This is a genomic window from Paenibacillus rhizosphaerae (assembly GCF_014192015.1).
GTDB classification, from domain to species: Bacteria; Bacillota; Bacilli; order Paenibacillales; family Paenibacillaceae; genus Paenibacillus_AQ; species Paenibacillus_AQ rhizosphaerae.
Genome location: NZ_JACHXJ010000001.1, coordinates 1,461,748 through 1,477,249, shown reverse-complemented (window position 1 = coordinate 1,477,249; position 15,502 = coordinate 1,461,748). Strand labels below are relative to the sequence as shown.

17 protein-coding genes and 1 other annotated feature are annotated in these 15,502 nt (G+C 51.2%); of the genes, 5 read left to right on the top strand and 12 right to left on the bottom strand.

Translation table 11 applies throughout. From position 1 onward, the window contains the following. Positions 1-39: 39 nt before the first annotated feature. Positions 40-927 (top strand): AraC family transcriptional regulator, encoded by an 888-nt coding sequence (locus FHS19_RS06400; RefSeq protein ID WP_183580234.1) that lies wholly within the window; start codon positions 40-42, stop codon positions 925-927. A gap of 112 nt (positions 928-1,039) precedes the next feature. Here the strand turns inward: FHS19_RS06400 and FHS19_RS06395 are convergent, their stop codons facing one another. From FHS19_RS06395 to FHS19_RS06340, 12 genes are all read right to left on the bottom strand, one after another. Next, positions 1,040-1,450 (bottom strand): VOC family protein, encoded by a 411-nt coding sequence (locus FHS19_RS06395; protein ID WP_183580231.1) that lies wholly within the window; start codon positions 1,448-1,450, stop codon positions 1,040-1,042. A 207-nt stretch (positions 1,451-1,657) separates the two neighbouring features. After that, a complete protein-coding gene (locus FHS19_RS06390; RefSeq protein WP_183580228.1) occupies positions 1,658-2,944 on the bottom strand; it encodes an ammonium transporter in 1,287 nt (428 codons plus the stop codon). Then, positions 2,941-3,357, bottom strand: coding sequence for a hypothetical protein (locus tag FHS19_RS06385; RefSeq protein ID WP_183580225.1), 417 nt, complete (start codon positions 3,355-3,357; stop codon positions 2,941-2,943). Before FHS19_RS06385 ends, FHS19_RS06390 begins: the two co-directional genes overlap by 4 nt. A gap of 268 nt (positions 3,358-3,625) precedes the next feature. Continuing rightward, positions 3,626-4,225, bottom strand: a complete 600-nt coding sequence (locus FHS19_RS06380) for a TetR/AcrR family transcriptional regulator (protein ID WP_183580222.1) — start codon at positions 4,223-4,225, stop codon at positions 3,626-3,628. Beyond that, positions 4,226-4,981: an alpha/beta fold hydrolase gene (locus tag FHS19_RS06375; RefSeq protein ID WP_183580219.1), complete on the bottom strand. Its 756-nt coding sequence runs from the start codon at positions 4,979-4,981 to the stop codon at positions 4,226-4,228. A 184-nt stretch (positions 4,982-5,165) separates the two neighbouring features. Further along, positions 5,166-5,561 (bottom strand): VOC family protein, encoded by a 396-nt coding sequence (locus FHS19_RS06370; protein ID WP_183580216.1) that lies wholly within the window; start codon positions 5,559-5,561, stop codon positions 5,166-5,168. Positions 5,562-5,737: 176 nt separating this feature from the next. Next, positions 5,738-5,908, bottom strand: a complete 171-nt coding sequence (locus FHS19_RS06365; RefSeq protein ID WP_183580212.1) for a hypothetical protein — start codon at positions 5,906-5,908, stop codon at positions 5,738-5,740. A 19-nt stretch (positions 5,909-5,927) separates the two neighbouring features. Continuing rightward, entirely contained in the window at positions 5,928-6,122 is a 195-nt protein-coding gene (locus FHS19_RS06360; protein WP_183580208.1) for a small acid-soluble spore protein H, read from the bottom strand. Between the two features lie 147 nt (positions 6,123-6,269). After that, positions 6,270-6,572: a putative quinol monooxygenase gene (locus FHS19_RS06355; RefSeq protein WP_183580205.1), complete on the bottom strand. Its 303-nt coding sequence runs from the start codon at positions 6,570-6,572 to the stop codon at positions 6,270-6,272. A gap of 172 nt (positions 6,573-6,744) precedes the next feature. Next, entirely contained in the window at positions 6,745-7,830 is a 1,086-nt protein-coding gene (gene asd / locus FHS19_RS06350; RefSeq protein ID WP_183580201.1) for an aspartate-semialdehyde dehydrogenase, read from the bottom strand. A gap of 197 nt (positions 7,831-8,027) precedes the next feature. Then, positions 8,028-8,295, bottom strand: a binding site (T-box leader). Positions 8,296-8,414: 119 nt separating this feature from the next. Next, on the bottom strand, positions 8,415-9,332 hold the full coding sequence (locus tag FHS19_RS06345; RefSeq protein WP_183580198.1) for an NAD(P)/FAD-dependent oxidoreductase: 918 nt from the start codon (positions 9,330-9,332) through the stop codon (positions 8,415-8,417). 59 nt (positions 9,333-9,391) lie between these two features. Beyond that, a complete protein-coding gene (locus FHS19_RS06340) occupies positions 9,392-9,877 on the bottom strand; it encodes an RrF2 family transcriptional regulator (protein ID WP_183580194.1) in 486 nt (161 codons plus the stop codon). Positions 9,878-10,151: 274 nt separating this feature from the next. Between FHS19_RS06340 and FHS19_RS06335 the strand changes: the two genes are divergently transcribed. The 4 genes from FHS19_RS06335 to FHS19_RS06320 all read left to right on the top strand — a co-directional run bounded on the left by FHS19_RS06335 (position 10,152) and on the right by FHS19_RS06320 (position 15,453). Continuing rightward, complete coding sequence (locus tag FHS19_RS06335; RefSeq protein WP_183580191.1) at positions 10,152-11,291, top strand: NADH-dependent flavin oxidoreductase; 1,140 nt, start codon at positions 10,152-10,154, stop codon at positions 11,289-11,291. A gap of 175 nt (positions 11,292-11,466) precedes the next feature. Then, on the top strand, positions 11,467-13,074 hold the full coding sequence (locus FHS19_RS06330) for a spore germination protein (RefSeq protein WP_183580188.1): 1,608 nt from the start codon (positions 11,467-11,469) through the stop codon (positions 13,072-13,074). Positions 13,075-13,104: 30 nt separating this feature from the next. Further along, entirely contained in the window at positions 13,105-14,328 is a 1,224-nt protein-coding gene (locus FHS19_RS06325) for a Ger(x)C family spore germination protein (RefSeq protein WP_183580184.1), read from the top strand. A gap of 18 nt (positions 14,329-14,346) precedes the next feature. Next, positions 14,347-15,453, top strand: coding sequence for a GerAB/ArcD/ProY family transporter (locus FHS19_RS06320; protein ID WP_183580182.1), 1,107 nt, complete (start codon positions 14,347-14,349; stop codon positions 15,451-15,453). The last annotated feature ends 49 nt before the right edge of the window (positions 15,454-15,502 follow it).

The following is a 15,502-nucleotide window of genomic DNA, read 5'->3' as shown; positions in this document are numbered from 1 at the left end:
TTCAGCTGATGATTCCCAATAAGCTTAAGGGGCAAAGCTATGAATCCCATCCGCAAACAATTTGACGCGCAGCCGGAATTCCCTTTCTCTTTGAATTACCGCGACCGTAAGACAGCGCAGCTGGAGCTGCCGCATCACCTTCACGACTGGCATGAGCTGGTGTACGTCCACTCAGGCCAAGGTTCCTTTTTTATCGACCGGACGATTTACGAAATGCGCCGCGGGGATCTGTTCATCATCCCTGGCAGCACGATCCACCAGGCGTTCCCGGACAAAGACGACCCGGTAACGTCTACTGCCGTGTTTTTTAGTCCTGATCTCGTCCGGCAGTCTTCTTTGGGAGAATCCTTTTCTTACTTGCAGTGCTTTGACAGCTGCAGTTCGAACCATGCTTATAAGCTGGAATGCCCCGCCGCGCTGGAGACACAGCTCGAAGACAAGCTGTCAGCCATTCAGTCCGAGTTGACGGGTCAACCCTCGGGCTACCGCCACTCGATCGTGCTGTATGTTCAGTACCTATTGCTGCTGATCCACCGGGAACAAAGTGCCGGGAGCAGCGCCTCCCGAAGCCCGTTTGTGGGTCCGAACTGGATGCGGCAAATTTTGCTGTATATCGATGGGCATTACTGCGAGCAGATCAGCCTGAGCTCTTTAAGCCGGCTCGCCTCCGTAAGCTCCGCCCATTTCAGCCGTGTGTTCAAGCAGTTGACCGGGATGAGCGTCACGGATTATATTAACGTCAAACGGGTGATCCGGGCCAAAGAGCTGCTGCTCCGCACTGATGACAGCATCAGCAGCATTGCCCCGGCCTGCGGGTTTGACAGTATGCCCCATTTTCACCGGAAGTTCAAACAGATTGTCGGCCTGACTCCTTCGCATTACAGGCATAACTCTACGACAGCCCCGATAGAGAGCTCCGCTCATTGAAATAACAGAAGCCCCCATCGGCCAGAATTTACCGGAACAACAACATAACCCCTGCTTAAACCTTACGGTTCAAGCAGGGGCTCCGAGCGTGCCCTATTGAATTGTGGGGAGCTTAGGATTTCGCGGATACGGACGGCGCAGTAATCATCCAACGAACACCAAACCGGTCCGTGAGTTCGCCCAGGTACAATCCGAACGGCTGTTGTTCAAACGGATAAATAACATGGCCACCATCCGCAAGCTTCAAGAATGCCTCGCGGGCTTCCGCTGCCGACGGGTAGTCGATATTCAGCGACATATTGTTGCCTTGAAGATTCGATTCCATCGAGTCTGACATAAAAATATAGTTGCCTCCCGCTACCGATAAGCACATATGAATCACTTTATCCTGCAGGTCATTCTGTACTCCCATCGACTCCCCATGGGTGATAACGGATTCCAGATTGCCGCCAAGCGATCGGATATAGAAATCCGCCTGACTTCTTGCATCTTCCGAGTAAATAAACGGTTTTAATACGCCCATCTTGACTACTTCCTTTCCCTGTGGATTGTTAACTCTTCCAGATCAGCGTATCATAGCGGAAAACCGTTTGTTTCTCATTGATTGCTAACTTGCATTATGACCGTGCGTTGCTTGGACCCCAATCCCGGACCCGAAGCAAATGCCGCAAAATCAAAAGGAACACGTCGAAGGTGCTTCGAGGTGTTCCTTTATGATCAATACAAACAGCTACAGATTTCGATGTTCTTCATTCATGAAATAGCGGACTTCATGATCGATAAATTCATGGGACCGGTCCGCTGCCATCATGCCATGATAACTGATGTCGAGGCCGATCTCCTCTTCCTCCTCGCTGGAACGAACGGGAACGAGGAAACCAATCAGCTTGAGACCGACCCAGGTAAGGACAAATCCCCATGCGGCCAGCGCAACCAGCCCAAGCGCCTGAACGCCAAGCAAATGCCAGCTGCCGCTGTAAAAGAGGCCTCCGTCTGTCGCGAACAGCCCAACGGCGATCGTTCCCCACGCACCGGAGACGGCGTGGACCGGGAAAGCGCCGACGGGATCGTCAATCCGGCGTCCCTCCAGCCAGCTCGTGGCTGCCATCATAAGCAGTCCCGAGATTGCGCCGATTAGGATGGCGGCATTGTCACTGACAAAAGCGCATCCGGCCGTAATTCCGACCAGCCCGGCCAGGGAGCCGTTTATCACAGATGGCGCGTCGGAGCGCTGGTATCGGAACAGCGTGTACACTAGTGTGACCGCTCCGCCGGATGCCGCAGACAGCATCGTTGTCAGCGCGATATGTCCGATGCGGACGTCGGTTGCACTGAGCGTGCTGCCCGCATTGAAACCAAACCAGCCGAACCAGAGAAGAAAAGCGCCTACCGATGCGAGCGGCAGGTTGCTGGGCAGGGCGATCGTGCTGGCACCCGCTTTATTGAATTTACCTTTCCGGGGACCCACGATCCGCGCAGCTGCCAACGCCGAGAAGCCGCCGAGAGCATGGATGACAGCGGAGCCGGCAAAATCCTGCATGCCGAGCTTCGTCAGCCATCCCCCTCCCCAGGCCCAGTGACCGCCGATCGGATAGATCAGGCCGGTCATCAGGACGATATACAGCAAATAAGCCCTGAAATTGATCCGCTCGGCAACAGCCCCCGAAACGATCGATATGACGGCGATGGTGAAAGCCGCTTGGAACAGCCAATACGTATCCAATGATACCGGCAATTGAAGGTGGGTTAAATCTCCCCCAAGGACAAATCCGCTCGTCCCGATGATCCCTCCGGCGTCCTTTCCGTACATGAGCGCGAAACCGAATACATAAAAAACCAAGGTGCCGATCGTGATATCGGCGAATACCTTCATAATGATGTTGACGCTGTTTTTGTAACGAACAAATCCTGCCTCAAGCAGGGCAAATCCGCCCTCCATCAGCAGAATCATAGCGGCGCTGAGAACGACCCATACCGTATCCATTCCCGTTCCCAAAGATTCAAGCGTTAGATTCATTCCTGTGAAGCCTCCGTTTCCTGAAGCAATCTGATTTCCCGGATCAGTTCAGGAGACAGAAATACCTCGTTCGAATCCCTTATCGGTAATCGCAGCCTATCAAGCACCTGATCCAGTTCCCGAATACTGCGCTTAATCGCGTCGATCTTCTTGAACCGTTCTTTGACATGGACCATGTATTCGACGGCCTGATGATGGCTGGCGGGCCGCCCTGCAAACAAGCGGCGGATCGGGGACAAAGATTGATACAAAGCCTCTTCCGCTCGGCGTTTCTGCTCGTATTTATCGATTTTGTTCTTTAACTCTTCTACGTCTAATTCTTTCGCTGCTTTAACGCGTTCAAGTAAAGTGAACAACTCTTGTTCGGGCATATCAAAACTGATATTGCGGTACACTTCGTCGATGATAACCATGTGAGATCTCCTTACACAACGAGTCACTTTAGTTGATTATATGGTCATTAATCATGGAAGTCAATAGATTGATAGAGAAAAACACGTCTGCTGGTAAAAAAGCTTTCATGAACAATTTATATTCATTTTTATCCGTAATTACCGCCTATATCAAGACACTTTAACGGTTAAACGGCCTCCTAACACACGACCTTGAACAGCAAAAAACAGCCGCATCAGCGGCTGCTCCCTGTCCTTCTGAATTTATAATAGGCGGGCGATTGCCGCCTTACGGCTGACGCGAGGTTTGGCAAAAATCATCGATGATTTGCCGCTTCATAGCCTCGACCGGAAATTGATCCGGGTAAGTCGAGATCATGAGCATGATTCCTTGCAGTGCAGAAGAAAAATACAGTGACCTCGCCACCGGGTCGGCTGATCCCAGTTTTTCGAACATGCGGCACTGGATTTGAAACTGGCGGGCACTTTCCTCAATCAGAAGCTTCCCGTATTTGGCGATGGTTTCATCGGCTTCCGGCTGAGTCTGCAGATGCAGGTAGAAGCGGAACACCTGGGGAGAACGCTGCACATTATCGATGGCCCCTTCGACGATATGTCTGAGCTGCTCTGCCGGCGTGTCCAATGCCTCCGCCTTCTCCATGACCTGTATCAATTCTCCGATCCTGGCTTCGACCATGGCCCCGAGCAGTTCTTCTTTCCCTTTGTAATAGTTGTATAGAAGCCCTTTGGACACGCCGGCGTATTTGGAGACGTCATCGATCGAGGTAGCATGGTAGCCCTTTCTCATGAAAAGCTCTATGGCTGCTTCCCTGATCTTCGCCTTAGCCTGCTGACGTATTCGTTCATTCTCTTCCTGCGTACGCGGCATTTAAAGTTTCTCCTCCAAAAACTCGGAAATATGGCTGTGCATCACCTCAGGATGCGTTAAAGGCATCATATGATCCGCCCCGGGAATTCGGACATAACGAACATTCGGAAGGCTCCTGAACAGCTCTGCGACGCATTCATTATCCGGGAGCTCGTTATCGCCGATCATAAACAGCGTTTTCACCCGAAGCTCTTCCAATCGGCCGATGGCCGGAGGCAGAGGCCAAACGGATTCGAAACTCCCCCATTCGGCCGTTTTGGCCAGGTGATGCCTGAACATGTCAACCATCAAACTGCGCTGCGGACTGGACATCACGACGCGGTACAGCGGAGCGCTAAACGCGAGCTCCATGATCTTGTCCGCGTCCGGAGCGGCCGCGTTCACTTCACTCATCCAGCGCTCAAATTCAGGTGAAGGCTTATAGCCCGTCAATGATGGGCCGATGAGCACCAGACCCGAAACTCGGTTCGGATATTGCAGGCTGAAGTCGGTGGCGATTTGACCGCCTCCCGAATGGCCGATGAGGACGGCGGTATCCAGTTGAAGGTCATCCATCAGCTCACGTACGTCCTCGACGTAATTCGCCGGTTCCTTGGGGGAAGGAGACTTGCCTGCACCCCGGCCGTCAAAAGTTATGACCTGGTAATCTTTAGCGGCTAGCGGCGCCAGGAACGACCACAGCCTGCTGTCCGTGCCTCCGCTGTGTATAAAAATAATGGGGTTTCCACTGCCATGAATCTCATAATACAAATCCATCGGTGATCCCTCCATCCAAAATTGAACTGATATGCTATCATTTTATTATTGGGTGAACGGTTAGTCAATGAAAAAAACAAACATGCGCCGAACCCATCGGTTCAGCGCATGAAGCTCAGCTTGTACCCCTTGTAGTGTGCCATTTCGATTTCCCTCAGCTCCCCGCGTTCTATTACCGAAGGATTCAACGCAGCTCCTGAGCGATTTCCCAAATATGCCCGCCCGGATCCTGGAAGCTTGCCGTGCGGATTCCCCAAGGACGGTCCATCGGACCGTTCAGCAGCCCAACACCGGATGACATCAGCTCCGTGCACAATGCGTCCACATCGTCAACGCGGATCGTGAACACAAACCTCGCACCTGCCCCGCGGTCCGCAACAGGAGCTGGATGCGTAAGCTCGTCCGCTTCGGTTATTTTCAGCAGATTGACGCTCATGTTCCCGAAATTATAGACTGCCGAGTTGTCGTCCTCGTAGACGGAGGAAAGGCCGAATACCCGTTCATAAAATGATTTTGCCTCCGGAAGTTCCTCCACGAACAATGTGATGACATCGATGTTTTTGGCTCCCCATTGAATCATCGTCCATCTCTCCCCTTATTGAAATCTGATTAAAGCACTCGTTCTCATGCTGATTCTATCAAAAAATCGAAAGCCGGATTTATTCCCGATTGCTATACTTGCCTAAGGCGTGAATTACTTTCGATGGGGACAACAGCAAAGCGCACAGGCGAACCTGTGCGCTTTACAACCTGGCGTTATTTTTCCTCCAGCTCATCGGGAACATCATACTTATTGATATGCGAAGTCATGGCCGCAACGGCCTCACTGGCGTCGGTCGTCGCGGGCACCTCCCGGACCACATCATCGGTGACGTCATGATCGTTCAGACGATCGGCCTCTTTTTCATTTTGCTTATGCACTTTCATCGTAGCTTCTCTCCTTTTTTTATCCCAGAAAATGATCCTGCTCCTCTAACGAATACAGCGGTACTTCCCGTTCTGCTTCCGGATTGTCCAGCGGATAGATGCGTGCGGTTTCGCTCTGCTCGTCGACATGCTGTATGTAGATGGGCGTACCATCCAGCAATACGTTTGCCATAACTGGCGAGGATGCGATTTCCTGTGCTCTTTGAACGTTCATTTTGTGTAATGCCTCCAAATGTTGAGTAGAGTTCGCTTTTACTATGTACGGGGTTATCCGGTGTTATGCATCCCTTCCCCTAGAATCGTCTCCAACAAAAAAACCGCGGCATCCGCGGTTTGCTGTCATGCATGTTTTGTATAAGGATCAGAATCCTTTGCCTCCGATCGGCCGGACCTTGATGCCGCCGGCTTCAGCAATGAGGTGTCTGCAGCGTCCGATCAGTTCCAGCACCTTTTCGTTCTTCAACGAGGCTGCGTGAGCTTCCTGGCTTTCCCATAGTTCCGTAATCCAAAGATCGTCCGGATTGTCTTCCGCTTCATGCAGAATATAATAGATGCAGCCTTCCATATCCTCCAGCGTCCCGCTGGATTCCAGCATCATCCTTGCGAGTTCATCACGCCGCCCAGGCTTTGCCGTCAGTTTGCCGAACATAGCGTATTTTCCCATCCTCGTCCTCTCCTTCATCACAAATTCGTACCTGATCTTCATTTCATCGCCATTACCATCAGTATAGACGATAATCACTGACAGATACGGTCAGGGATTTTGAAGATATGTCCGAAATCGTGAAAACAAATAGAAAAAGGACCGGATATCTTGATCCGATCCCTTGGGCTTGTTACTTGGCCTGAATATATCCTTCTTCCTTCAGCAATTCGGCAATCAGCACCGCGCCGCCCGCAGCGCCGCGCAGCGTATTATGCGAAAGGCCCACAAATTTGAAGTCATAAATGGAATCTTCGCGCAATCTGCCTGCCGAGACGCCCATGCCGCGCTCAATATCGCGGTCCAGCTTCGTCTGCGGCCGGTTTTCTTCCTCAAAATACGTAATGAACTGCTTCGGTGCACTTGGAAGGCCTAATTCCTGCGGTCTTCCTTGATACGCACGCCAGCGCTCAATAATTTCTTCCTTCGACGTCTTTTTCTCAAAAGAGACGAACACGGTCGCCAAATGCCCGTCTGTAACAGGAACGCGAATGCATTGGGTCGTGATGATCGGAGAGGAGGCCTTAATGATTTGCCCGTTGTCGATGCTGCCCCAAATGCGCAGCGGCTCCTGCTCGCTCTTCTCTTCCTCACCGCCGATGTAAGGAATGACGTTATCCAGCATTTCCGGCCAATCCGTAAAGTTTTTGCCTGCGCCGGAAATGGCCTGGTAAGTCGAGGCAACCACCTGAGTCGGTTTAAAATCAAGCAGCGCGTTCAGCTGCGGCACGTAACTCTGGATCGAGCAGTTCGGTTTGACCGCGATAAACCCGGTTTTAGTCCCGAGCCGCTGTCTTTGTGCTTCAATTACGCCGATATGACCTGGATTGATTTCGGGAATCACCATAGGCACGTCAGGCGTCCACCGGTGAGCGGAGTTGTTCGAAATGACAGGTGTACCCGTTTTGGCGTAAGCTTCTTCAAGCGCTTTGATTTCGTCCTTATTCATATCCACAGCGCAGAAAACAAAGTCAACTCCCGACGCAACCTCTTCCACCTTAGAAGCGTCCTGAACGACAATTTGCTTGACGTCCTCCGGAATTGGCGTAGCCAGTTTCCATCTTCCCTGTACCGATTCTTCATAGGTTTTACCGGCGGAACTGCTGCTTGCCGCAATCGCGGTGACCTGAAACCAAGGATGCTGATCCAGGAGCTGCACAAAACGTTGGCCAACCATGCCGGTTCCACCGACAATACCGACTTTAAGTTTTTCTGACATGAGTGATTCCAATCCTTTCGAAGTAGAGTATGTGATGTTGTCTGCTAAACAAATGCTATGGTGAGAGGCGTGGCTCGTTAAACCGTCTAATAGACACTATTCAAACCGTTTGAATTGGTGTGCCCTTCCGCCTGTGAGCAGCGATAATTACAGGATCATGACGAAAAAATAAAAAATCCCACCCCCAAGACTGCCGTCTTAGGGACGAGATATCATACTCGTGGTACCACCCCAGATTCGCTAAAATGTCGCCATTTTAGCCTCTTCGAGTACGGCATCCATCAACCGATGCATATACTCTAGCTCTGTAACAGGAGCTCCTGGCACACCATCCTCTCATTAAAATCAGGTTCCGGCGTGCTGCTCAGAGGCTTTATTCAATAAAGGACTCAATGCTCCTTTTCAGCGGACGGAGCTCTCTGGGAAATGACTTCCTTTACCTACTCTTCTCTTCATCGCATTTCAAATTAACGGTTCTTACATTACGCTTATAATATCGGAAGTTACGCCTGACGTAAACCTTTTTTCACAAAAAAATTCCGATTTCACAAACCTGGTAAAACAATGGATCAGTCAGCTGCGATTCAGCGGACCGATTTCCATGCCTCATCCAACAGTTCGGAGTTGATTCCCATGCCTGCCAACGCGCCCATGGAAGCCGCGGCAACGGCTTGATACATTTCTGAAGCGGCATCTCCGGCACTGAATACGCCGGGGACATTGGTTTTGCCGATCCGATCGGCCGTTACGCTTCCGGTTTCCGACACTTCGCAGCCCAGCGACTGTGGGAGGTCAGTGGCAGCAGTCAGCTTCGGCGCAAAGAAAATCCCCGTGCAGGAGACGGATTCGCCGTTCTCCAGGAGGATCTGCTTCACCATGCCTTCCTCGGATTCGATTGCTTGAATTGGAGAATCTTTAACGGTGATGCCGTGACGCTCCAGCTCTTCGCGCTGCTCTGCATTCAATTCATCCGGACCGTTCGTACATAACGTTAAATTCGTAGACCAACCCATCAGCACTTTGGATAGATGCATCGCCCCTTCGCCCTTGGCAATCATCACGAGCTGCTGGTCCTGCAGTTCCCAGCCGTCGCAATACGGGCAGACAAACGCACTTTTACCGTATACCTTATCCAACCCGGATATATCCAGAGGCAAATCCCGCTTGCCGGTTGCAAACAACAGCTTCTTGCTTCGGAAAACTTTTCCGTCAGCCATGCGGACCCGGAAGTCGCCATCGCTTCCTTCCACGGATTCTGCTATCCCTTGAACAAACTTGATCGCAGGGTACTCATTGATTTGTTCTCTGGCGATCCGCCGGAACTCCGCAGGAGCGATCCCGTCCCGCGACAGGAAATTATGCATCTCATGGGTTACCCGATTGCGCGGACGGCCTTCGTCAATAACGACCGCGGAGCGTCTTGATCTGCCCAGCGCAAGCGCGGCACTCATGCCGGATGGTCCGCCTCCTATAATAACTGCGTCCAACATTGCTTCTGACATTCCTCTATTTCCTCCCTTTATAGATCTTTATTATCCATAATAAATGCGCAAGAAGTCCATTACTTCTTGCATGCCGTATGGGCATCACATGAGCCTGCCTGGTTCAGAGCCAATTGGATCGTATGCTGCTGGAGATAACGGTTCATCTGCTGTTCCGCGGCATCCATCACTTGTTTGACCGGGCATCCTTCGCCGAAAGCAAATTCCGGCGTTTCCGGCTCGTCCCCCGCTGCTTCCAGCGCGGGCAACGGATGATCGCTCCCATGGAAGCATTCGTACAAATGCTGACGTCCTTCGAGTACCTGAACCACATCCAGAAAAGTAATTTCACTGGCGGCCCGGGCCAGCTCATAACCGCCGTTCACGCCGGTCACCGCACGAACAAGCCCATCCTGCCGCAGCTTGGACATAATTTTGGATAAATAGCTCTCGGAAGCGCCCAGGGATGAGGACAGTTCTTTTATGCCCACGTTGCGGCCCCGTTCCGATTTTGCCAGCAGCATCAAGGCGTGTAAACCGTATGCAGTACTTTTTGAAAATTGCATGCTGGATTCCTCCTTTTCAAGCAGCGAACCATAACTGCGCATTTATTATGGATCTGTAATATCCATTATATGCAATGCAAGATAATAAATCAAGCTTCCTGCCTATGAATGCATCATTTCTTTAAGCATCACTGCCCACCAACTTACTTTATGTTAGCTGGTCCAGATACTTGGATTATATCCAAAGACTTTGCGTTCTTACTGGATTTCGCTTCTCTTCTTATAATCATAACAAGCTAAATAAAAGGTTCTTTGTGAAGGAGTTGTCAACCTTATGAAAAAGTCGTATTCCCCCCTTTTTGATCCATTTCATTTTCCGTCAGCCGATATTACCATAAAAAACCGGATCGTCATGTCTCCGATGACCCATATGAGCTCCAATGCGGACGGCTCCGTCTCCGAGCAGGAAATTCTTTATTACAAACGGCGTTCCCAAGGCGCTGCGATGGTCATCACGGCGGCAACGTATGTAACGCAGCAAGGAGGAATGCTTGGCGCGCCAGGCGCAGACAACGATGCCCTCATTCCCGGGCTCCGCCGGCTTGCCTCGACCATTCAGGGGAACGGAGCCAAGGCCGTGCTGCAAATTTTCCACACAGGCAGACAAGGCTCCAAGACAGGCGATTACGTCAGCGCCGGTAATATTCCGGAAGACCGGGAAGGGGCCCCCGTCCCGCGCAGTCTCACCGAGCAGGAAATTGAAGGCATCATTCATGCTTATGCGGAAGCAGCCCGAAGAGCGGTTGACGCCGGATTTGACGGAGTGGAAATTCACGGTGGGAACGGGAACTTGCTGCATCAATTTTTTTCTCCATTTACGAACCGCCGCACGGACCGATACGGAGGAAGCTTGAAAAAAAGGATGACTCTGGCCTTGGCCATTATTCGCGAGGTTCTTCGAACCGTCCGTAAAGAGTCTGAAAAGCCTTTCCTGGTCGGCTTCCGCTTTTCGCCTGAAGAGGCTGGGACGCCGGGCATTACGATGGCTGAGACCCTGCCGTTCGTCGATGCACTGTCAGGCACCGGGCTCGATTACCTTCATGTATCCTTGACCAGCTTCCGGTCCGCGCCGCGAAGAGGCATTCAGGATAGCCGGTCACGACTGGCGATTATTCAGGAACGGGTCGGTTCGCGCATCCCCGTTATCGGCGTCGGCAGCATTTACACGCCCGATGATGCGCTGGAAGCCCTGTCCTCCGGCATACCACTCATCGCCCTGGGACGAGAGCTTATTATGGAACCGGATTGGGTACAGTTGGTATCGGAAGGCCGTGAACAGCAGATCCGAACGACCATCTCCCCTCTGGACCTACAGGAATTATCGATTCCCGAGCCGCTGTGGAACCTCATGATGAGTATTCCCGGCTGGTTCCCGCTGCGCAGCAACCCGCAAATTGTGGACGCCGAAAGGTAATGATTTTCCCTCAGTTTATTGCTTGTTTTGAAATCGCAGCAGACGGCCAAATGCCGTCTGTTTTGCATTCTCCGGCACGTTACCTCAGGGGCGCACCGCTATCAAGCCGCTAGTTTAAGTTCCCCCGAAAAAGGCAATTATGAAGCAGAATATAAATTTCAAGGTGAGGATGATCATGCGGCCTTTTTTCAAGTCCAAACAAGGTTCCAGTCAACAGCAAGGGAAAAACGAGCAGCCTTCGGAATTTAATATGCCTGAAATCATTCTTTCCAAATACTTGGATGTTAACGTCCAAATGATCAAGGAGATGACGGGCGACAGTTCCGATATTATTATCCGCCGTTTGGACCAGGCTCTGGGAAAACCTATCCATGTCGCCGTCATCTACACCGACGGTTTAGCCGATGAGCAGATTATCAATAATTCCATATTGAAATCTTTGACGCAGATCCAGGCCGATGCTGATAGTTCGCTGGATCCGCCAAAACAGGTTCTGGGTTGGATCAAACACCGGTTTTTAGCCATTGGCCAAGTCACGGACATCGATACCATGAAGAACCTGTTTGACGCCATTCTTGCCGGCAATACGGTCATTTTGGTAGATGGTACGGCCAAGGGAATATCAGCATCCTCTGCCGGGGGAGAACAGCGCGGTGTAGACGAACCCCAGTCCCAAACCGTCATCCGGGGACCCAGGGAAGGCTTTACGGAAAACCTTCGGGTCAATACATCATTAATCCGCCGGAAAATCAAAAATCCGAATCTATGGATCGTTGACCGAACGATCGGCCGCGTAACTCAAACGGATGTAGCCGTCATGTACATCCATGGTATCGCTAGTGATGACGTGGTGCAGGAGATTTTAAAGAGGCTCGACCGGATTGACATCGACAGCGTTCTGGAGAGCGGATATATCGAGGAATTTATCCAGGACGCCACCTTTACGCCTTTTCCGACCCTTACGAATTCAGAGCGTCCGGATGCGATTGCCGGGGCCATTTTAGAGGGGAAAGTAGCCATTCTAGTGGACGGGAGTCCGTTTGTGCTCATTGCTCCCATTACGATATTCAAACTGTTTCAGTCCAGCGAGGATTATTACCAAAAATTCGATATCGCGACGTTTCTGCGGCTAATGCGGATCATTGCATTTGTCTTTTCCATGCTCCTGCCTTCGATGTACATCGCGATCACAACATTTCATCAGCAGATGCTCCCGACGACCCTGCTTATCAGTCTCGCGGCCCAGCGGGAAGGCGTGCCGTTTCCGGCATTTGTCGAAGCGTTGGCGATGGAAATCACGTTCGAGGTTCTACGGGAAGCCGGGGTGCGAATGCCAAGGGCGATCGGCTCCGCGATTTCGATCGTCGGCGCGCTCGTGCTGGGACAAGCGGCGGTTCAGGCAGGGCTGGTATCTGCAGCGATGGTTATTATCGTGGCTTTTACCGCCATCGCCGGCTTCGTCGCACCGTCGGTCAGCCTATCCAATTCGGCCCGGCTGCTTCGTTTCGGATTCATGCTGCTAGCGGCCACGCTGGGGCTGTTCGGGATCATTGCAGGATTAATGGCGATGCTCATCCATTTGGCGGGGCTGCGGTCCTTCGGAATCCCGTATTTGATTCCGCTGGCGCCCTTTTCTCCTTCCGATCAAAAGGACGCATTGGTCCGTGTCCCTTGGTGGGCTATGCTCAAACGACCGACTTTAATCAGCAAAAAAAACATCAAACGCCTAAAATCAATCCAAAAACCATCGCCATCGAAAGATGAACAAGAACAAGAGCAGTGAACATCCAGATCAAACGAAGAGGTGGAAAAGATGCTCCGGAGACTGGGCCTTATGTTTCTCTTGCTGTCGGTCGCGCTGCTGACGGGCGGATGCTGGGACAGCCAAGAATTGAATACGCTGAGCATCATTTCTGCGACGTCTATCGACCGAAACAACGGGAAATGGGAGATTTCGTTCCAGGTCGTCATCCCGCAATCGATTGCCACCCAGACAGGCGGTGGCAGTGCGGGAAGCCAGTCTCCGACGACCATTTTCTCAACCAAGGGGCGCTCAATTGCCGAGGCGATGCAGAATGCCAGCCTGGAAACATCAAGGAAGCTTTTTTTCGCCCACAACTCCGTCCTTATTCTTAGCGAAGAGGTTGCCCGGCAAGAAGGAGTCGGAGAAATCCTTGATTTTTTCCTTCGTCCGTTCGAGAGCAGAGAGACCATGTCCGTCCTTTTAACTAAGGGGAAAGCCTCGAATTTGCTGGAAGTGCTGATCCCATTGGAGAAAATATCCGGCAATGCCATCCAGCGGATCATCGACCTAAGCCAGAAAAATTTGTCCATGGTCCAAAATATGCGGCTTATCGACTTCGCCAGAATGATAGCCAGCCCGGATGAAAGCGCCATGGCGCCCGAGCTCGAGGTATCCGGAGATCTGACCAAGCAGTCTTCTCTCGACGCGCTGAAAAAAACGCGAAATGAGGCTGTCATTAAGCTCGGAGAACTGGGCATATTCCGTAAGGACAAGCTGGTGGGATGGATCAGTCAGAAAGACAGCAGTTCTGTAGCGTGGCTTTCCGACCGTGTCAGCAGCATGATGGTCGTGTTTCCGTGCAGCACAAAAGCCCAAAAAGAACAGCTGATCAGCTATCGCGTAATGAAATCGTCGACCAAGCTGGAACCGAAGGTCATTCATGGAAAATCGATCATTTTCGCCAAGATTCAGGCAACCGGAGCGATCGACGAAGCCGGCTGCAATCTGGACCTGAAACAGCCAAGCGTTATCCGGGAATTAGAACGTACGATTAGCAAACAGATCGGCGATGATGTCATGACGACCTGGAGCCATCTGCAGGGGATGAACGTTGATCTGGGCGGCTTCATGAACGCCATACACCGCAAAGATCCCGCTACTTGGAGAAAATTGATGAAATCAAAACGCCCGATAGAAGACATCAGCCTGCGTGTTCAGGTAAAGATTAACATTGAGCATACGAACATGATTACCAAGCCGTACTCCAGCTTGCTCAAAGACCAAAAATTCTAGCGGAAGGAGTGCCACTACTTGCAAAAAATAGACAAATACGAGCTGATCGCGATGATGATCCTGTTTCTGATCGGGACGACTCCATTATATGAATTGGGCGTAGGAGCCAAGCAGGACGCCTGGCTGGTCGTCATCGTCGCCATGCTTGCTGGACTGCTGCTGCTCCTGGTTTACCTGTTCATCCAAAAGGGGAACGAGGACCGGAATCTCTTCGAAATCCTGAACCAACACCTGGGACGTATTCTGGGCACGATCGTCACCGTCGCTTATATTTTCTATTTTTCCTATGAGTCCATGAGGAATACCAGGGAATTCGGGGATATTATCAACATATCCTTTCTGCCCAAAACGCCGCTGTCCCTCCTGATGCTGATCATGATTCTGCTTTCCGCCTATGCGATATTCAAAGGAACGGAAGTATTTTTTCGTGTCGTCGAATTTCTGCTCCCCTTCACCATCTTCGGCTATTTCCTGATTTTCTTGATGTTCATTGTCTCTAAAAATATTCACCTGGAGCGGCTTCAGCCAGTGCTCGAGCATGGCATCATGCCTGTGATCAGGGAAGCCATTCCGAAAGTCATCAGCTTCCCGTTCGGTGAGGTCGTCGTGTTTCTTGCGTTTTGGAAGCATTTGAACAACAAAAAAAACCTGTCCAAGCTATCGATCTTTTCATACCTGTTCGTGGGGATCCTGCTGCTGATATTCAACCTGCTGAATTTAACGATTCTGAGCCCCCAAATCTTAAGCATCACGACTCTTCCCATGCTCAGATCGGTCCGCTTGATCGAAATCGCTGATTTTCTCGAACGGCTTGATCCGGTCATTATTTTGCTGATATATATCGGCATTTTTGTGAAAATGACGGCTTTCTACTTAGGGGCGGTTATCGGCCTGTCCTACCTGATCAAAATAAGCCACAAAAAATTAACGATCATCGTCGGTGCGTTTATTTATACCATTTCTTTCGCCGCGCCCAATTTTATATACCATACCTGGATCGGCTTCACGAGAAACCTGATGTACGACTTTCCGGTTTTTCAGATCTGGATTCCCCTTGGCCTGGCAGCCGTCGTCATGATGAAAAGGCTCTTTTCCCGAAAAAGGAAGCGGACAAGAGGGACTTGAAAGCAAAAAGGAACCGCCGCCTGCTGTTTCGCAGAGGTAATGGTTCCTT

Bases quoted from the DNA above. Each gene is read 5' to 3' on its own strand.
- FHS19_RS06365 (WP_183580212.1), bottom strand. From the start codon at position 5,908: ATGAAAGTGCATAAGCAAAATGAAAAAGAGGCCGATCGTCTGAACGAT.
- FHS19_RS06355 (WP_183580205.1), bottom strand. From the start codon at position 6,572: ATGGGAAAATACGCTATGTTCGGCAAACTGACGGCAAAGCCTGGGCGG.
- FHS19_RS06390 (WP_183580228.1), bottom strand. From the start codon at position 2,944: ATGAATCTAACGCTTGAATCTTTGGGAACGGGAATGGATACGGTATGG.
- FHS19_RS06340 (WP_183580194.1), bottom strand. From the start codon at position 9,877: ATGCAATTTTCAAAAAGTACTGCATACGGTTTACACGCCTTGATGCTG.
- FHS19_RS06385 (WP_183580225.1), bottom strand. From the start codon at position 3,357: ATGGTTATCATCGACGAAGTGTACCGCAATATCAGTTTTGATATGCCC.
- FHS19_RS06395 (WP_183580231.1), bottom strand. From the start codon at position 1,450: ATGGGCGTATTAAAACCGTTTATTTACTCGGAAGATGCAAGAAGTCAG.
- FHS19_RS06375 (WP_183580219.1), bottom strand. From the start codon at position 4,981: ATGGATTTGTATTATGAGATTCATGGCAGTGGAAACCCCATTATTTTT.
- FHS19_RS06325 (WP_183580184.1), top strand. From the start codon at position 13,105: ATGCTCCGGAGACTGGGCCTTATGTTTCTCTTGCTGTCGGTCGCGCTG.
- FHS19_RS06335 (WP_183580191.1), top strand. From the start codon at position 10,152: ATGAAAAAGTCGTATTCCCCCCTTTTTGATCCATTTCATTTTCCGTCA.
- asd (WP_183580201.1), bottom strand. From the start codon at position 7,830: ATGTCAGAAAAACTTAAAGTCGGTATTGTCGGTGGAACCGGCATGGTT.
- FHS19_RS06380 (WP_183580222.1), bottom strand. From the start codon at position 4,225: ATGCCGCGTACGCAGGAAGAGAATGAACGAATACGTCAGCAGGCTAAG.
- FHS19_RS06345 (WP_183580198.1), bottom strand. From the start codon at position 9,332: ATGTCAGAAGCAATGTTGGACGCAGTTATTATAGGAGGCGGACCATCC.
- FHS19_RS06330 (WP_183580188.1), top strand. From the start codon at position 11,467: ATGCGGCCTTTTTTCAAGTCCAAACAAGGTTCCAGTCAACAGCAAGGG.
- FHS19_RS06360 (WP_183580208.1), bottom strand. From the start codon at position 6,122: ATGAACGTTCAAAGAGCACAGGAAATCGCATCCTCGCCAGTTATGGCA.
- FHS19_RS06370 (WP_183580216.1), bottom strand. From the start codon at position 5,561: ATGATTCAATGGGGAGCCAAAAACATCGATGTCATCACATTGTTCGTG.
- FHS19_RS06400 (WP_183580234.1), top strand. From the start codon at position 40: ATGAATCCCATCCGCAAACAATTTGACGCGCAGCCGGAATTCCCTTTC.